The organism is Marinobacter sp. UBA5687, assembly GCF_002420325.1.
GTDB classification, from domain to species: domain Bacteria; phylum Pseudomonadota; class Gammaproteobacteria; order Pseudomonadales; family Oleiphilaceae; genus Marinobacter; species Marinobacter nauticus.
The window spans coordinates 1-17,128 of sequence record NZ_DIHV01000074.1; the positions used below are offsets into that span (position 1 = coordinate 1).

The 17,128-nt window shown below is 60.0% G+C and carries 13 protein-coding genes; 4 read left to right on the forward strand and 9 right to left on the reverse strand.

What is annotated here, in order from left to right; all coding sequences use genetic code 11:
* On the forward strand, positions 1-1,696 hold a 1,696-nt coding region (locus B3Y70_RS07795; RefSeq protein WP_288589555.1), incomplete at its 5' end, for an SLC13 family permease.
* A gap of 7 nt (positions 1,697-1,703) precedes the next feature.
* On the opposite strand, the gene B3Y70_RS07800 is transcribed toward B3Y70_RS07795, so the two are convergent.
* On the reverse strand, positions 1,704-2,312 hold the full coding sequence (locus B3Y70_RS07800) for a TetR family transcriptional regulator (RefSeq protein WP_014422725.1): 609 nt from the start codon (positions 2,310-2,312) through the stop codon (positions 1,704-1,706).
* A 220-nt stretch (positions 2,313-2,532) separates the two neighbouring features.
* On the opposite strand from B3Y70_RS07800, the gene B3Y70_RS07805 reads away from it, so the two are divergent.
* The 3 genes from B3Y70_RS07805 (at position 2,533) to senA (ending at position 8,448) form a co-directional block, all read left to right on the forward strand.
* Entirely contained in the window at positions 2,533-3,708 is a 1,176-nt protein-coding gene (locus B3Y70_RS07805) for an efflux RND transporter periplasmic adaptor subunit (protein ID WP_288589557.1), read from the forward strand.
* Positions 3,708-6,818, forward strand: coding sequence for an efflux RND transporter permease subunit (locus tag B3Y70_RS07810; RefSeq protein WP_153740505.1), 3,111 nt, complete (start codon positions 3,708-3,710; stop codon positions 6,816-6,818). The genes B3Y70_RS07805 and B3Y70_RS07810 overlap by 1 nt, the downstream gene beginning before the upstream one ends.
* A 295-nt stretch (positions 6,819-7,113) precedes the next feature.
* Positions 7,114-8,448, forward strand: coding sequence for a selenoneine synthase SenA (gene senA / locus B3Y70_RS07815; protein WP_288589560.1), 1,335 nt, complete (start codon positions 7,114-7,116; stop codon positions 8,446-8,448).
* On the opposite strand, the gene B3Y70_RS07820 is transcribed toward senA, so the two are convergent.
* The 8 genes from B3Y70_RS07820 to B3Y70_RS07855 all read right to left on the reverse strand — a co-directional run.
* The gene (locus tag B3Y70_RS07820; protein ID WP_286714496.1) at positions 8,418-9,989 is read right to left on the reverse strand and encodes a cation:proton antiporter family protein; all 1,572 of its coding nucleotides are present in this window, start codon (positions 9,987-9,989) and stop codon (positions 8,418-8,420) included. The two genes, senA and B3Y70_RS07820, sit on opposite strands and share 31 nt — an antisense overlap.
* Before the next feature lie 78 nt (positions 9,990-10,067).
* A complete protein-coding gene (locus B3Y70_RS07825; RefSeq protein WP_286714497.1) occupies positions 10,068-11,003 on the reverse strand; it encodes an alpha/beta fold hydrolase in 936 nt (311 codons plus the stop codon).
* A 103-nt stretch (positions 11,004-11,106) separates the two neighbouring features.
* Positions 11,107-12,393 carry a phosphoribosylamine--glycine ligase gene (gene purD, locus B3Y70_RS07830; protein WP_288589561.1) on the reverse strand — a complete coding sequence of 429 codons (1,287 nt, stop codon included), beginning with the start codon at positions 12,391-12,393 and terminating at the stop codon, positions 11,107-11,109.
* Positions 12,394-12,415: 22 nt separating this feature from the next.
* Positions 12,416-13,996, reverse strand: a complete 1,581-nt coding sequence (purH, locus tag B3Y70_RS07835; RefSeq protein WP_014422717.1) for a bifunctional phosphoribosylaminoimidazolecarboxamide formyltransferase/IMP cyclohydrolase — start codon at positions 13,994-13,996, stop codon at positions 12,416-12,418.
* A gap of 104 nt (positions 13,997-14,100) precedes the next feature.
* A complete protein-coding gene (gene fis / locus B3Y70_RS07840) occupies positions 14,101-14,418 on the reverse strand; it encodes a DNA-binding transcriptional regulator Fis (RefSeq protein ID WP_011786861.1) in 318 nt (105 codons plus the stop codon).
* Positions 14,415-15,413 (reverse strand): tRNA dihydrouridine synthase DusB, encoded by a 999-nt coding sequence (gene dusB, locus B3Y70_RS07845; RefSeq protein ID WP_011786860.1) that lies wholly within the window; start codon positions 15,411-15,413, stop codon positions 14,415-14,417. The genes fis and dusB overlap by 4 nt, the downstream gene beginning before the upstream one ends.
* A 208-nt stretch (positions 15,414-15,621) precedes the next feature.
* Positions 15,622-16,887: a DUF3426 domain-containing protein gene (locus B3Y70_RS07850; protein ID WP_288589562.1), complete on the reverse strand. Its 1,266-nt coding sequence runs from the start codon at positions 16,885-16,887 to the stop codon at positions 15,622-15,624.
* A gap of 73 nt (positions 16,888-16,960) precedes the next feature.
* Positions 16,961-17,128: 50S ribosomal protein L11 methyltransferase (locus tag B3Y70_RS07855; RefSeq protein WP_288589563.1), on the reverse strand; the 168-nt coding region annotated here is incomplete at its 5' end.

A 17,128-nucleotide genomic window follows, 5' to 3' on the forward strand; every position in this document is an offset into this window, starting at 1 on the left:
ACTGGTGCCGGTTGACAGCGTATTTGCCGGTTTTGGGCACCCGGCCGTGATTACAGTGGCGGCGGTGCTGGTTATCAGCCAGGGACTGGTTAATGGTGGTGTGGTGGACCAGGTGGCGCGGCTGCTGGCCCGGGCAGGGCACAATGCCATGGTTCAGGTGCTGACCCTGACTCTGGTGGTGGCGGTATGCTCGGCGTTTATCAACAATGTGGGGGCGCTGGCACTGCTGATGCCGGTCGCCATCTGGATGTCCCGGGAAGCCGGGCGTTCTCCGTCACTGCTGCTGATGCCGCTGGCATTCGGGTCACTGCTGGGCGGCACCATTACGCTGATCGGTACCCCGCCCAACATCATCATCGCCAGCTATCGTGAGGCTGGAGCATTCGGGCTGTTCGACTTTGCTCCCGTGGGGCTGGCAATTACCCTGGCGGGCATCGTCTTTATCGGGCTGATCGGCTGGCGCCTGACACCTAAGCGGGAGGATCCTGCCGCCGGCGAAAAATTGTTCAGTGTGGGCGATTACCTGACGGAACTGAAACTGCCAGAGGGCTCTGATTATGCAGGAGGCACCCTGCACAACCTGCTGACGGCCGGAGACAGCCAGAACAATCTGGTGGTCTTGTCGTTGATCCGCGATGACAAAACAACGCCGGCACCCTCAACCTTTACCATTCTGCGTGAAAATGATGTCCTGCTGGTGGAAGCCGATACTGAGAGTCTGGGCGAGTTTCTGGAGATCACCGGTCTGACGTTGGCTTCGGGCGCGCCGAACGAGGAAGTAGAGAAGGATGGCACCGGGGGCAAAGGGCGTCGGCAACAGGCGGAGGATGAGCTGGTTGCTGGCGATGCCCGCTTGATCGAGGCGGTTGTGACTCCCGGTTCACAGCTGGTCGGCCGTACCGCAAACCGTCTGAATCTTCGGGAGCGCTACAGTGTCAACGTCGTGGCCGTCGCCCGGCAGGGCCACCGTCTCAAACAGCGGCTGGCGGATATCCGTTTTCGTTCCGGTGATATCCTGCTGGTGCAGGGCTTCGAGGAGACGCTTCCGGCTAATCTGAGGACGCTGGGCTGTCTGCCGCTGGCTGAGCGGGGGCTGGCGTTTGGCCGGGAGAAACGCCTCGGACTGGCCGGTGGGCTGTTTGCCGTTGCCATCCTCGTTATTGTCGCCGGCTGGGTGACGCCTCCCGTTGCGCTGGTGGCGTGTGCGGTCGCCATGGTGCTGGCCGGACTGCTGGAAGCCAGTGATGCCTACAAGGCCATCGACTGGTCGGTGGTGGTATTGCTGGCGGCGATGATTCCGGTGGGGCAGGCCCTGGAGACCACCGGCGGCGCCGATCTTATCGCCCGTCAGATTCTGGCCATCGGTGAGGGACAGGCGCCCTGGCTGGTGCTGTCGATTATTCTGATTGGCACCATGTTGTTATCCAATGTGGTGAACAATGCCGCGGCGGCCATTCTGGTCGCACCCATTGCCCTGGGCGTTGCTGGTCAATTGGGGCTGTCTTCGGACGCAACGCTGATGGCCGTCGCCATTGGCGCATCCTGCGCGTTTCTGACCCCGATAGGGCATCAATCCAATGCGCTGGTCATGGAACCCGCGGGTTACCGGTTCGGCGATTATTGGCGCCTGGGGTTGCCACTGTCTGTGGTGGTCACCGCCACGGCGGTGCCGGTTATTCTCTGGGTATGGGGCTGACTGGAGCTCAGGCTTCCGGCTCACCCAGCAGACCACTGAAAACGGTTTCCACCAGTATCGGTGCAACCTCGGCCAGCGGAAGGCGCTCAGGTTTGGCCAGCCAGTCGAAAAACAGTCCCAGCATCTGGGTATGCACCAGATAGCCCGCCAGTTCCGGGCTCAGGCCCGGACGCAGTTTTTTCGCGTTTTCAGGACTGCGGAAAATGTCGGTCACAAAGGCAATTCCCTCTTCCGCAAGCTCCCGGTGTTTGTTCAGCGCCTGATCAGATTCGTTGCGGTGGAAGAGGATGTAGTACACCCGGAAGTACTGTTCGTCTTCGGCCAGCTTGCTGAGAGCGATAACGCAGAGATGCTTCAGGTTGGTCAGGCTGTCCTGGCTGATGGCCGCTTCATCGAGCATTTCGCCGAGGGGCGCGCGAACCCGCTCCAGCATGGCATCCAGGATGTCCTGCTTGTTGCGGAAGTGCCAGTAGACCGCGCCCCGGGTTACACCGGCGGTACGGGCAATTTCTTCCAGCGATGCCCGGGCAACGCCTTTCTCCATGAACATGCTCTCGGCGGCATCGAGCAGGGATTCGCGGGTGGCTTCCGCCTCGGCTTTTGTCTTTCTCGCCATGATGAAGTCTTCCGGTGGTGTGTTGCGCCGGCTTTGTCCCGGCCCGTCAGGGTATGAACCGCTTGCGGGAACTACGTAAGTATACCTGAAGACAGTTTACATACATACATGGATGAATGTATCTTGCCTGATCTTACCGATTGCCACTCCGGGCTGGCTGGCCCGGACACATTTACATAATTGATGACACGATCTGTTTCGGTGTTCAGGAGAGCGCGCCATGCCCGTTGAAATGTCTCATCGCCCTAACGCCCGCAAGGGACTGCTTTTTGCTGGTTTGTCGATACTGCTGATGCTAACGGGGTGCAGCAGTGAGGATGGCGAGGGCCAGCAGGCCGGCGCGGGCGGCATGCCTCCAGCGGCGGTGGTGGTGCAACAGGCGGAGCCGGCCGATGTCACTGTGAGGCAGGATTATGCCGGCCGTGCCCGGGGTGCACGGGAGGTTGAAGTCCGGGCCCGCATCAGCGGCATTCTGGAACAGCGGCTATACGAAGAAGGCCAGATGGTGCGGGAAGGCGATGCCTTGTTCCGTATCGACCGCAAGCCCGCAGCGGCAGCACTGCAGCGAGCCCGGGCCCAGCGCCAGGTTGCCGAGGCGGATGTCCAGCAGGCGGAACGGGAATGGAACCGTATTTCCTCGCTGTTTGAGCGCAACGCCGTCAGTGAACGGGATCGTGACTCGGCGCGGTCAGCACTGGAACTGGCCCGCGCCAATCTGGCCGTGGCCAATGCCGGCGTGGCCCAGGCCGAACTGGATCTTGGGTACACCGATGTCACGGCGCCGATCAGTGGCGTGACCAGTCTGGAGGATTTTCCCGAAGGCAGCCTGATCGATACCGGCACTCTGTTGACCACTATTGTTCAGCTGGATCCGGTTCACGTTCGCTTTGCACTGCCGGAAAACGACGCCAACATTCGCCGTGCTGCCCGTGAGGGCATGGTGCGGGCAGACCAGGAACAGAATGTCTCGGCGCGCCTGGTTCTGGCGGACGGCAGCGAATACGGCCTGGATGGCCGCATCGACTTTACCGCCTCAACCCTCGACCCCCGCACCGGCACGGTGTCGGCCCGAGCCGTATTCCCGAATCCGGAGCATGTGATTGTGCCAGGGCAGTTTGTCCGGGTACGGGTGGAACTGCAGAGTTTTGACGATGTGATAACGGTGCCTGAGAGGGCGGTAACCCAGGGGCAGAATGGCCCTGTGGTCTATGTGGTTGATGACGACAGCAAAGCCCGGGTCCGGGAGGTGGAGCTTGGGCCGGTGAGTGATGGCCGGCAGATCCTCCTGAGCGGCCTGGATGAGGGTGATCGTTATATTGTCAGTGGCCTGGTGAACCTCCGTGATGGCGCCGCCGTTAACGTCACCAATCCGGATAGCCCGGAGGAGGCCAACTGATGCTGAGAACATTCATCGACCGGCCGATTTTCGCCTCGGTTATCTCGATCATCATTACCCTCGGTGGTGCGCTGGCCCTGCTGGGTTTGCCGGTAGAACAGTACCCCAACGTGGTGCCGCCTCAGGTGGTGGTGGACGGCCGCTTCCCGGGAGCCAGTGCCGATGTGATTTCCGATTCGGTGGTGGCACCGCTTGAGCAGGAAATCAACGGCGTGGACGACATGATCTACATGGAGTCCAGTGCGACCGACTCCGGCAGCTTTCGAGTGACGGTGTCGTTTGAAATCGGCACCGATCCGGACCAGGCTACGATCAACGTCAACAACCGTGTGCAGCAGGCTTTGGCCCGGTTGCCCCAGACCGTCCGGGACCAGGGTCTGAAGGTGGAATCCCGTTCCACCTCAATCCTGCAGGTGATTACCCTGTCCTCACCGGACAACTCCATGGACGTGGTGGAGATTTCCAACTACGCGCTGCTGAACGTGCTGGATGAGCTGGTACGCCTGCCCGGCATCGGGGACGCCTCGCTGTTTGGCGCCCAGGATTACTCCATGCGTATCTGGCTGCGCCCGGACAAACTGGCGCAGTTTGAGCTGACACCGGCGGATGTGGCTGGCGCCCTGCGGGCCCAGAATGCCCAGTTTGCCGCTGGCCGGATAGGGGCAGAGCCGGCGCCGGAAGGCCAGGCGTTCACCTTCAGCGTGTCCGCTCCGGGCCGGCTCACCAGCCCGGAAGAATTTGGCGAAGTGATTCTTCGCAGTGATGATCAGGGCGCGTCGTTGCGCCTGAAAGATGTGGCACGGATAGAGCTGGGCGCCCAGAACTATGATTTCGCCGCCATCTACAACGGCGGAGCCACGGTGCCGATGGGTGTGTATCTGCAGCCGGGCGCCAATGCGCTGGATGCTGCGGAAGCGGTGAACGAAGCCATGAAGGAAATTGCCGACCGTTTCCCGGAAGGCCTCGAATACAATGTACCCTACGACACCACCCGCTTCATTGATATCTCCATTCAGGAGGTGATCTCGACTTTCATCGTTGCGGTTCTGCTGGTGGTTGTGGTGACTTTCCTGTTCCTGCAGCATTTCAATGCCACGCTGATTCCATTGATCGCGATTCCGGTATCCCTGGTGGGCACGTTTGCCGGCATGCAGGCCATGGGGTTCTCGGTCAACCTGCTGACCCTGTTTGGCTTGATACTGGCCATCGGTGTGGTGGTGGATAACGCCATCATCATCATGGAGAACGCAGAACGGCTGATCAAGGAAGAGGGCATGTCGCCCTACAATGCCGCCGTGACCACGGTCAGCCAGGTATCCGGAGCCGTGGTGGCGTCCACCCTGGTGCTGGTGGCGGTGTTTGCACCGGTTGCGTTCCTGGGTGGGCTCAGTGGTGAACTCTATCGGCAGTTTGCTATCACCATTGCCGTATCTGTGGTGATCTCCGGTGTCGTCGCCCTGACGCTGACGCCTGCCATGTGCGCCCTGTTGCTCGGCCATGAAGGCAAACAGCTCACCGTATTCCGCTGGTTCGATGCCGGTTTCGACAAGCTCACCAACGGTTTTTCGGCGGTTGTGGACTGGCTACTGCGCCACGCCGTGATCGGCGTACTGCTGTTCGCAGCCATGATCGGTGGCACCGTTTTCCTGCTCAACAAGATGCCGTCCGGGCTGGTCCCCCAGGAGGACCAGGGCTTTGTGCTGACGGCTTATTCATTGCCGGCCACCTCATCTCTCAGCCGCACCGAAGCCACCCGGGACGAGCTGGCGCAGAACATGCTGCAGCTGCCTGAGGTGAAAGACGTTGTCGCTTTTGCCGGTTTTGACATTATTTCCAGTGCCTTGCGTACCAACAGCGGTGTCGCGTTCGTCACGCTGGAGGACTGGGCCGAGCGGGAAGGCGAAGGCCAGGGCGCGGCCGATATTGCCAACAAGATTATGGGTATCGGGTTTGGTATGCCCGAAGCCTTTGTCATTGCCTTCACCCCGCCGCCGATCCAGGGGCTGTCGACCACCGGCGGTGTGGAAGGTTACATCCAGGCCCGTGGTGGCCGCACACCTTCCGAGATCAAGGCGATGGCGGACCGGTTCACCCAGGCCGCCAACCAGCGCCCGGAACTGACCAACGTCCGGGTGACCCTGGATACCGGTATTCCCCGCTATCAGGCGATTGTTGACCGGGAGAAGGCCCAGGCGGCAGGTGTGCCGGTGGATCAGATTTTCACCACCATGCAGAGCACGTTTGGCGGCCTGTATGTAAACGACTTTACCCTGCAGGGGCGAAACTGGCAGGTGACACTGCAGTCTGAAGGCGAATTCCGAAGCCACCCGGATGACCTGCGCAAGGTGTTTGTGCGTTCCTCCTACGGGGAGATGATTCCCCTGAGCTCACTCGTGGAGCTGGAGCGGGTGAGCGGACCGGACATCCTGAACCGCTTTAACGTCTACCCCGCGGCCAAACTGCTTGCGGACCCGACGCCGGGCCACACCACGGGCGAAGCCCTGACCGCGCTGCAGGAAGTCGCCAATCAGCAGTTTGACCGAAACACGTTGCTGGGCTGGACCGGTGAAGCCTATCAGCTGCAGGACTCTGCGGACTCCGGCACCCTCGCCTTTGGCATGGGGCTGCTGCTGGTGTTTCTGATCCTCGCCGCCCAATACGAGCGCTGGGGTCTGCCGGTGGCAGTGGCTACCGCGGTGCCCTTCGGGGTATTCGGGGCGGCACTGGCCTCGCTGTTGCGTGGCTTCCCCAACGACATCTACTTCCAGGTAGGGTTGCTGGTGCTGATTGGCCTGGCGGCGAAAAACGCGATTCTGATCGTTGAGTTCGCCGCCCAGAACCGGCAAACGGGCATGAGTTCGTTCGAGGCCGCCAGCACCGCAGCCCGTCAGCGCTTCCGGGCGATCATGATGACCGCGCTGACGTTCATCGTGGGTTCCCTGCCGCTGGCATTCAGTACCGGCGCGGGTGCCGTGAGCCGGCAGGAAATCGGTACCGTGGTGGTTGGCGGCATGCTGGTGGCCAGTACCCTGGCCCTGTTCTTCGTGCCCTTGTTCTACAAGCTGATCGAAGACCTGGCGGACTGGCGGCGCAAACGCAAAGCCGCCTGATCGCAGTTTTTGCGCCCTGCTTGCCAACTGCGAGTGAGCTGAATCGGGGCAGGCTATCGTCGTCATAAAGAGATAACCGTCGTCGGTGACTACCGGCGGCGGTTTTTTGTTTGATACTCTCGTCTATCTAAGACGTATGAAGAGCAAGTTCCGAGAGGCTTTCCAAAAATTTGTGGAGCCATGGATGGCGGAACATAAGCGACACATGGATGTGCCGGCAGGAGCGCTTTTTGGAAAGCCTCTCGGAACTTGCTCCTGCACCGAGGTTTCAGGCTGAGAGAGATAAGGTCTAACCATGAACAAAAAAGAGCTTCTGGATGAACTGGAACAGGCTCGCGTCCGCACCGAGAGCCTGATTGTGTCGTTACCGGAAGACAAGCTCGAGGTCCCGTATCATCCGGGTGTGAATCCGCCACTCTGGGAAATGGGCCACTCAGCGTTTTTCTACGAGGTCTTTGTCTTCAACCTGTTGGACGGAACACCGAGCTACGATCCCTCCATGGATGACCTTTGGGATTCATTCCATGTCGATCACAAGGATCGCTGGCGCCGTGATCTGTTTCCCGGCCGGGAGGCCACGCTTCAGTATTTCAATACCATCTACGACCGGGTCGCGGAGCGGATTCAGTCCCGGGAGCTCACTGACCGGGAGCTGTACCTGTACCGCTACGCCATCTACCACCAGAACATGCACATCGAGTCGCTCATCTGGTGTCGGCAGACAGTCGGCTATCCGGCGCCTTTGGATTACAAAGGTGATCGGCCTGCTCCGGGCGAGTCGATCAGCGGTGATGCTCAGATCCCGGCCGGTCGCTGGGTTATTGGCATGCCCGGTGAGTCGCAACAGTACGCGACCGAAGACTTTGCCTTTGATGCCGAGAAGCCCCGTTTTGAGGTAGAGCTGCCGGCGTTTGCCATCAGTCGCACGCTGGTGAGCAACCGGGAATTCCAGGCGTTTGTAGACGATGATGGTTACAGGCGTCCCGAACTCTGGTCGTTCGGCGGCCGCAAGTGGCTGGAAACCGAGCAGGACGTCAGTCTGGTCCATGGGGTAAACGAGCCAATGATGCGGTTGCCCCGGCATCCGCTGTATTGGCGCTGGCATGACGAACAGTGGCAGGAGCGGGTGTTTGATCGCTGGCTGCCGTTGCAGCCAGACGCCCCGGTTAGCCATGTCAGCTACTGGGAGGCGGAAGCCTTCTGTACCTGGGCCGGGCGGCGGTTGCCGACCGAGTATGAATGGGACGTGGCGGCGCTGGGCAATAAACCCGGTGAGCCGTTCAGGCGTTTTCCGTGGGGTAATGAGTCACCGGATGCTGTGCGGGCGGATATGGATGCCCGGACCATGGCTCGCAACCCGGTGTCGGATTACCCGGCCGGCGATAGCCCGTTTGGCTGCCGGCAGATGGTGGGTTCGGTGTGGGAATGGACCAGCAACGAGTTCCTGCCCTATGACGGCTTCAAGGTAGATATGTACCCGTTCATGTCGACCCTGCAGTTTGCCACGCACAAAGTCACCAAGGGCGGCAGCTGTGCCACCTCATCCAACCTGATCCGTGGCACCTACCGGCAGGCGTATCTGCCGTTTCGCAGTGATGTTTACACCGGGTTCCGCACCTGCGCCGCCTGAATTCCTGATTTGTCCATAAGGTGACTTGCCAGGGCCACGCCGGTCTCACTCATCGTGAGGTAGGCATCATTGGCGCCGGCTTCGCGAATTTTTAAGGCTTCATCGGCATACATGGTGTGCGCCACGATATAGCCCTCGAAGCCGAGCTTGCGCAGCATCCGCGCGGCGATAAGCTTGCCTTCGATGTCACTCATTGCCAGTACCACCGAGTTGAGTTCCGGCATGTGCAGACCTTCCCAAAAGGTGGTGTCTTCGGCGTCTGCAAAGACGACATTGCGCCCATCTTTCTGGTGTTTCTCGGTTTTGGCAGGGTCTGAGTCGATCCCCATGATTCGCGTTTCATGGGGCGCAAGCCAATCGTAAGCCGCAGTGCCTGTTCGCCCCATGCCCATCACCAGAACCCGTGTAGTACCCAGCGAGATAGGTTGCTCATCAGGATGACGTTTCTGACTCTCGAAACGAACCAGCTTGTGGGCAACATGCTCGTAAATACTGTGGGAAAACCGGTTGAGCGGCGCCGAAAATACAAACGACAGGGAAACCGATATCGCCAGCGGAACCAGCCATTCTGGCAGGGCAACACTGGCGACAATGAGCCCGAATTCACTGTAGTTTGTGAGTGACAGCGAGGTGAGGAAGCTACTGCGAGCCCGCAGGCGGAAAGCCAGCAGCAGGAAGTAGAACAGGATGCCTTTGAGTGGCAAGAGCAAGGCTGCTACTGCCGCAAAGATCAGAGCCTGCTGGTCTGGCAGGCCGTCAATGCCGATCTGCAGGAAAAAACCGACCAGGAAGATTTCTTTCACGCTCCAAAGGGACTTGGCCAGTTCCTGGGAACGGGGGTGGTTGGCCAGCATGGCACCGAACACCAATGCACCCAATTCCGAGCTCAGACCCACGGCCTCAAACCCAAGGCCACCAACCACCAGGGCCAGCAGAAGCCCGAGCAGTACCAGCAGTTCGTCGTGCCCGCTGGCATCCAGCAGCCTGTAAAGCAGCGGCCGGAGCAACGGAAGGCCGAATACAATGACAGCCCATTCTGAGGGTGTTTTGCCGGCCGCGAGACTCATCACCACCAGTGCAATCAGATCCTGCATAATCAATATGCCAATAGCGACCCGGCCGTGGAAGGCTCTGAGTTCCCGTTTGCTTTCCAGTACCTTGGCGGCCAGTACGGTGCTGGAAAAGGACAGGGCGATCGCCAGCATCAGGGCCGTTGTCCAGTCCAGGTCAAAAAGCAGGTAGAGGCCGGGGGCAAACACCACACAGGTAATCGCGAAGTGGAGCAGACTGCCGCCGATGACTTCCGGGCTGACAATGGAGCGTAGCTTCAGCTTCAGGCCGACTGTAAACAAGAGCAGCAAAACGCCAAGATGAGCAATGTGGGCCAGTACATCGGTGGGCTCTGCAGTGATGCTGGTAGTTGCGCTGAGGCCGCTGAGCACAAAGCCGGCGGCCAGATAGCCAACCAGCGGAGGCAAACCGATTCCCTTGACGAGAAGGCCGATAACAAAGGCAAAACTTATCCAGATGGCTTCAGGCATGGGCGAATCTTCTGACGACGGAATCCAAAGCTCTGAAGCCTACCTTTTTTTCGGGCCTAGCTGTAGTGGCGAATGGTTTCAGGGCTGCCGGTCGGCAAGAAAGTCCCGGAACAGGGCTGCCGATTCCTCCGGCGCCTCCACCATCGGCGCGTGGCCGATATCATCGAGAATGGCCTTGCGCGCGTTCGGGATAGCTTCGACAAAGACATCGGCATTGCGATAGTCAATTACCCGGTCGAGTTTGCCCCAGACCACCAGAACCGGCGCCTGGATGTTGGTGATGGCGTTGCGGAAATCCGGCTCGAAGCCGGTGTCTCGGATGGCCCGGAAAATGACTTCGTTGACTTCCCGGTTGGCGATGGCCTTTTCTTCCATCACATCAAAGATCGGCCAGGGCACGAAAGGGCGTTTTTCCAGAGCGAAGTCCAGCAGGCGGTCGAAATCGCCTTCCCGTTTCGGGATGAGCGGGTTGTCGCCATCCATGACCAGGTCCACCAGCTCACTTTCATATTCGAAGATACCGGCAGGGTCGAACAGTACGGCTGTGTGAACCTGTTCTGGATGGGTGGCAGCGTAGAGGGCAGTGATGGCACCGCCCATGGAGTTGCCCATCATGTGGAAGCGTTCCACCCCGAGTTCCTTCAGTATCTGGTGGACGTAATCTACCTGATCCTCAAAACGGTAGCCGATGTCCAGGGGTTTACTGCTGTCGCCATGGCCTGGCAGATCGAGGGCATAGATGTTGAACTCACCCTGGAACTCTTTGGCCAGACGGGTCCAGTTATCCTTGTTGGCGCCGAAGCCGTGGATCAGAACCAGAGTGTCGCCATCGACCGGTTCTTCACTGCGAAGATAGGCAATGTCCAGATCGCCAACGGTGACCTGTGCGGCCTTCAGGCCGGCGCTTGAGCGTTCCCAGTCTATGGCGTTTTCGTAGATGCTCTGGCGGGAGCAGGCGCTGACCAGCAGGGTAACGGTCAGCAGCAGGAACAGCTTCAGGTGAGTACGGCGCACAGGGAACTCCTTTTCGTTATGACTATTATTGAATGCCAACACTAACCCATAAAAAAGCCCGGTCAATGACCGGGCTGACGCTGTTACTCGACGAGCCGGAGCCTCAGCTCTGCTCCCGGGCAATGGCCCGGTAGGCAATGTCGTTGCGGTAGAACATGCCGTTCCAGCTGATTTTCTTTGCCAGCTCATAGGCCCGTTGCTGGGCTTCGGTGACGGTGTTACCCAGAGCGGTAGCGCAGAGCACGCGGCCCCCGGCAGTGACTACGTCGTCGCCGTTGAGTTTGGTGCCGGCGTGGAAGACCTTCTCACCTTCTGTTTCACCGTCCGGCAGGCCGGAGATGACATCGCCCTTGTCGTAGCTGGCGGGATAGCCACCGGCAGCGAGTACAATGCCGACAGAGGCGCGTTCATCCCACTCGGAATCGCACGCGTCCAGCTTGCCATCCACGGCGGCCTGGCACAGTTCCACCAGGTCGGACTTCATGCGCAGCATGATCGGCTGGGTTTCCGGATCGCCAAAGCGGCAGTTGAACTCAATGACCTTGGGTGCACCGCTGGTATCGATCATCAGGCCGGCGTACAGGAAACCCTTGTACGGGTGGCCTTCCGCCGCCATGCCGTTGACCGTGGGGTAGATCACCTCGTCCATGATCCGCTGGTGCACATCGGCAGTGACCACCGGGGCGGGAGAATAAGCTCCCATGCCACCGGTGTTGGGGCCGGTGTCGCCGTCGCCTACGCGCTTGTGGTCCTGGGACGTGGCCATGGCCAGTACGTTCTTGCCGTCGACCATCACGATGAAGGAGGCTTCTTCGCCGTCCAGAAACTCTTCCACCACCACGCGGCTGCCGGCATCGCCAAAGGCGTTGCCTGCGAGCATGTCGCGGATGGCATCTTCGGCTTCTGCCAGGGTCATGGCGACGATTACACCTTTACCGGCGGCCAGGCCGTCCGCTTTGACCACGATGGGTGCGCCTTTTTCACGCACGTAGGCGAGGGCCTCGTCGACATCGGTGAAATTGGCGTAGTCGGCGGTGGGAATCTTCTGGCGGGCCAGGAAGTCCTTGGTGAAGGCCTTGGAGCCTTCCAGCTGGGCGGCGCCAGCGCTGGGACCGAAGATGCGCAGGCCGCGAGCTTCAAATTTGTCCACCACGCCAGCCACCAGCGGGGCTTCCGGGCCAACGATGGTCAAGCTGACGTTGTTCTGCTCGGCGAAGTTGGCCAGGCCGTCCAGGTCCATGACGTCCAGGTCGACGTTTTCCAGATTCGGTTCCCGGGCGGTGCCGGCGTTACCCGGTGCGACAAACACTTTATCCGCTTGCGGTGACTGGGCGGCTTTCCACGCCAGGGCGTGCTCACGTCCGCCACTGCCAATAACCAGAATGTTCATGTGTTACTCCTGAGTTCTTCGATCAGTGACGGAAATGGCGCATGCCGGTGAAGACCATGGCAATGCCATGCTCGTTGGCGGCATCGATCACTTCCTGGTCGCGCATGGAGCCGCCTGGCTGAATCACGGCGGTAATGCCGGCTTCGGCCGCGGCGTCGATGCCGTCACGGAACGGGAAGAATGCATCCGACGCCATGACGGAACCCTTCACTTCCAGGTTTTCGTCGGCGGCTTTGATGCCTGCAATCTTGGCGCTGTAGACGCGGCTCATCTGGCCGGCGCCGACGCCGATGGTGCGACCGGCTTTGGCATAGACAATAGCGTTGGATTTAACGTACTTGGCCACTTCCCAGGCGAACAGCAGGTCGTTTAGTTCCTGCTCGGTGGGCTGGCGTTCGGTGACCACTTTCACGTCTTCCATGGCCACCATGCCCAGGTCGCGATCCTGCACCAGCAGGCCGCCGGTGACGCGCTTGTAGTCCATGGTCTGGGCGCGTTCACCGTCGAATTCGCCGCAGGCCAGCAGGCGTACGTTCTTCTTGGCGGCAACAATCTCGACTGCTTCCGGCGCAACGCTCGGGGCGATAATCACTTCCACGAACTGGCGATCCACAATGGCCTTGGCGGTCGCCGCATCCAGTTCACGGTTGAAGGCGATGATGCCGCCAAAGGCCGACGTCGGGTCGGTGGCAAAGGCCAGGTCGTAGGCCTGTAGTATGTCGGCACCGATGGCCACGCCACAGGGATTGGCGTGCTTGACGATGACGCAGGCCGGGTCGGCGAAGGGTTTGACGCACTCCAGCGCCGCATCGGTGTCGGCGACGTTGTTGTAGCTCAGTTCCTTGCCCTGAAGCTGTTTTGCGGTGGCGACACAGGCTTCCTTCGGGTGGCGCTCGGCGTAGAAGGCAGCGCGCTGATGCGGGTTTTCGCCATAGCGCATATCCTGAACTTTCACGAACTGGGCATTGAAGGTGCGGGGGAAGTCGGCGTTGTCGTTATCCGGGGTGCGCCCGCCCAGATAGTTGGCAATAGCACCGTCGTAGCCGGCGGTGTGCTCGAAGGCCTTCACGGCCAGGTCGAAGCGGGTGCTGTAGGTCAGCTCGCCGTCGTTGTCCGCCAGTTCTTTCAGAACGCGGTTGTAGTCGGAGGCGTTCACGACAATGGCAACATCGTTGTGGTTCTTGGCGGCGGCACGAACCATGGTGGGGCCGCCAATGTCGATGTTTTCAATGGCTGTGGCCAGGTCGCAGTCCGGGTTGGCCACGGTGTCCTCGAACGGATACAGGTTCACCACCACCATGTCGATGGGATTGATTCCGTGCTCAGCCATGATGGCATCGTCGGTGCCACGCCGGCCCAGAATGCCGCCGTGGATTTTCGGGTGCAGGGTTTTGACCCGGCCATCCATCATTTCCGGGAAACCGGTGTAATCGGACACTTCGGTGACCGGTACGTTGTTTTCCTTGAGCAGGCGGAAGGTTCCGCCGGTGGAGAGCAGCTCGACGCCGCGTTCGGTGAGGGCACGGCCGAAATCGACGATGCCGGTTTTATCACTCACGCTGATCAGGGCGCGACGGACGGGGGTGTTTGCCTGGTTTGCCATGGGTCACTTTCTTCGCTGGTCAGATAAGCCGGATTGTAAGCCTGGGTGCAAATAACAAGGGCCTCGCGAACGCATCCGGGAGGCCCTTGTGGGGTCAGGTCTGATTATAGCAGACCGTATTGCTTGAGTTTCTTGCGCAGGGTGCCGCGATTCAGTCCGAGCATGGTGGAGGCCTTGGTCTGGTTGTTGCGGGTGTATTTCATCACCTGCTCCAGCAGCGGGGCTTCCACTTCTGACAGTACCAGTTGGTACACGTCGGTAACCGGCGCGCCATCGAGTTGCTCAAAGTAGTTCTTCAGGGCAACTTCTACGCTGTCACGCAGGGTGACGCTGTTGCCGCTGTGGTTTACCGTGTGCAACTGATGCAGATCATCGTTGGCCGGGGTGCTTAGGGATTGATTTGCCAAAGTCTCAGCGGTCATGCTGCGAATACCTCTCCATTTCGTAAGCCTGCAAAATACTGTGCGATGCTGTCTTTCTGCTCCAGCGCATCATCGATGGCGTTGAAGCGTTGTCGGAACTGTTTGCTGTCATCATGGGACTGCAGATACCAGCCCACGTGTTTTCTGGCGATACGCACGCCCATCAATTCGCCGTAGAAACGGTGCAGTTCTTCCAGGTGCCCGGCCAGAATGCGCTCTACTTCATCCATGGGCGGTTGGGGCAGGTGTTCTCCGGTTTCCAGATAATGAAGAATCTCCCGGAAAATCCAGGGCCGGCCCTGGGCACCCCGGCCAATCAGCAAGCCGTCGGCACCGGTATGGCTGAGTACCTGCCTGGCCTTCTCCGGCGTGGTAATGTCGCCGTTGGCGAACACCGGTATGCCAACGCTGGCCTTGACCTCTGCGATGGTGTCGTACTCCGCGTCGCCGTTGTATTTGTCTGCGCGGGTACGGCCGTGTACGGCCAGAGCCTGAATGCCGGCATCTTCCGCCATCCTGGCGATGACCGGAGCATTGCGATTGTCTCTGTCCCAGCCGGTTCGCATTTTCAGGGTCACCGGCACATCCACCGCCTTCACCACGGCTTCCAGAATTTCCCGCACCAGCTTCTCGTCTTTCATCAGGGCCGAACCGGCGGCCTTGTTGCAGACTTTCTTGGCCGGACACCCCATGTTGATGTCGATGATCTGAGCACCGAATTCAGCGTTTTGCCGGGCGGCGTCGGCCAGCATCTCGGGGTCGCCGCCGGCGATCTGGACCGATCTGGGTTCCGGTTCGCCTTCGTGATTCAGGCGAGTCCGGGATTTACGCGTATGCCAGAGCTTGCTGTCCGCTATGACCATTTCCGATACCGCCAGCCCGGCCCCCATTCGTCGGCATAAAAGCCGGAAAGGGCGATCGGTTACACCGGCCATGGGTGCAACAATCAGCGGGTTGGGCAGGGTGTACGGCCCGATTTTTGCCGTTGGCAGCATGATCTGAGTCCGTGTCACAGCGGGTTAAGCAAAATTCGGCTGGAGCGGTTGTTCAATTTCTGACCGCTCCGGTCTCCGAAGGGCGGTAATGATACCGCCGGGGGCAAGCTGATTGAAGGGGCGAAAGCGTTAAAAAATTGATTATTTTTCGCGCTTTCTGGTTGACTTTTGCGCTGTCAACTGTCGGCCCGAAGGCTATTGATTCGCATCAAGGCGCCCAGGGACGAAAGCTCAGGTTGTAGTTGACGGCATCCCGCCCGGGGTCGCGTATCCGGATGGCGATCCGCACCGGCGTCTCTACCGGCATGCTGGCAAGTTCTGCGGCCTCACCGGCCAGGTACTCTTCTGGCGTAAAGGTGCTTTGTGCCACTACATCGCCATTGAGGTTGGAGAAGGTCAGAGCTATCGCCGGGAACGGCTGCTCAAAGCCGGCGCGGTTGAGAATCACGGCATCGACAATGAGTTGATCCCGGTTCTCCGGGTCGGTACGCACCACCAGTTTACGGCTCTGGATAGCCTCGACATTCACCAGGGGGTTGAGTTCGCATCCGGCAATCTCGCAGCCCTTCTCGTAGAACGGTCGGAGCTGGGGGATAGCAGAAAGCCGGTCAAACTGGTACCAGGTAACCTGGGCAATCAGTACGCCCAACAGGGACAGCACCGCCAGTGCCCAGAATACGGTTCTGAGCCGGCCTCCGCCGTTACCGACGGACACAGGATCCCGTCGCAGGTCATGGTAGAGGGTGTCTGGCGCCGCTTGCTTGCGGGTACGGCTGACAATCGGGTCGCCCACGCGATCGTCATCCGCCAGGCTGAGGTCCGTGATATCCGGTTCCGTGGACGGCTCCGCTGAAGAGGTCTCCTTGGCGGGTAGGGTTGTTTCATCGGACTCGCTGTCCTCACGGCGAAGCGGCTCCGGCCGTGTTTCGGCAGCAGGGGACGTCTGAGGCGATTCCTGTTCCGGTTCGGGCTGCGCCGGGGCAGGGCGCTGAGGCTTCGCTGATTCTGGTTGAGCCGATGGCTTCGCGGGCTCGTCGTCGTTGAGCATGGCTTCGGCCCAGCTCTCGTCGATATTCTGGTTTTCCGGCGTCAGGTCGTCGTCGCTGAAGCCGGATTCCTCGGGCTCGTCGAAATTGCGGAAGCTGTCGCTGAGCTCATCATCTGAGAACGTCAGTTTGCTGCCGGCATAGCGGCCTTCGGTGGCATCTTCTTCGGGGTTGTCAGCAAAGATCAGTTCTTCTTCATCGTCGAACCGGCTGGGCTTTGCTGCTTCGGTTTCAGGAGCGGATTTCGAGGGTGGCTGGCTGGTCCCGGCTTTATCCTTGCCGGAGACCACCTGATGTTCGACCGCATTGAAAATCTTCATGCAGTTCCCGCAGCGTACCTTGCCCCTGGCGACGCTCAGCTGTTCGTCTGTTACTCGAAAACGGGTTTCGCAGTTGGGGCATTGGGTCTGCAGGCTGCTCTGGGTCATGCTTCGTTCCTGAAAGCTCGATCTCTGGTCGATCACTACGATGGAGGCAGTTTAGACATAAACGCCTGTGTCGTCATCCGTCCTTGCGCCGTCCTGTGAGGCGTATCCAGTCTTCTTTCTGTTCCGGCTCGTCCATGATGAACCAGGGCTCATAGGCCTCCATCACGTCGCGGGCCTGATTGAACAGGATGCCGGACAGTACCAGATCCCCGCCGGGCCTGGTCAGTTCGGCCAGTCTCGG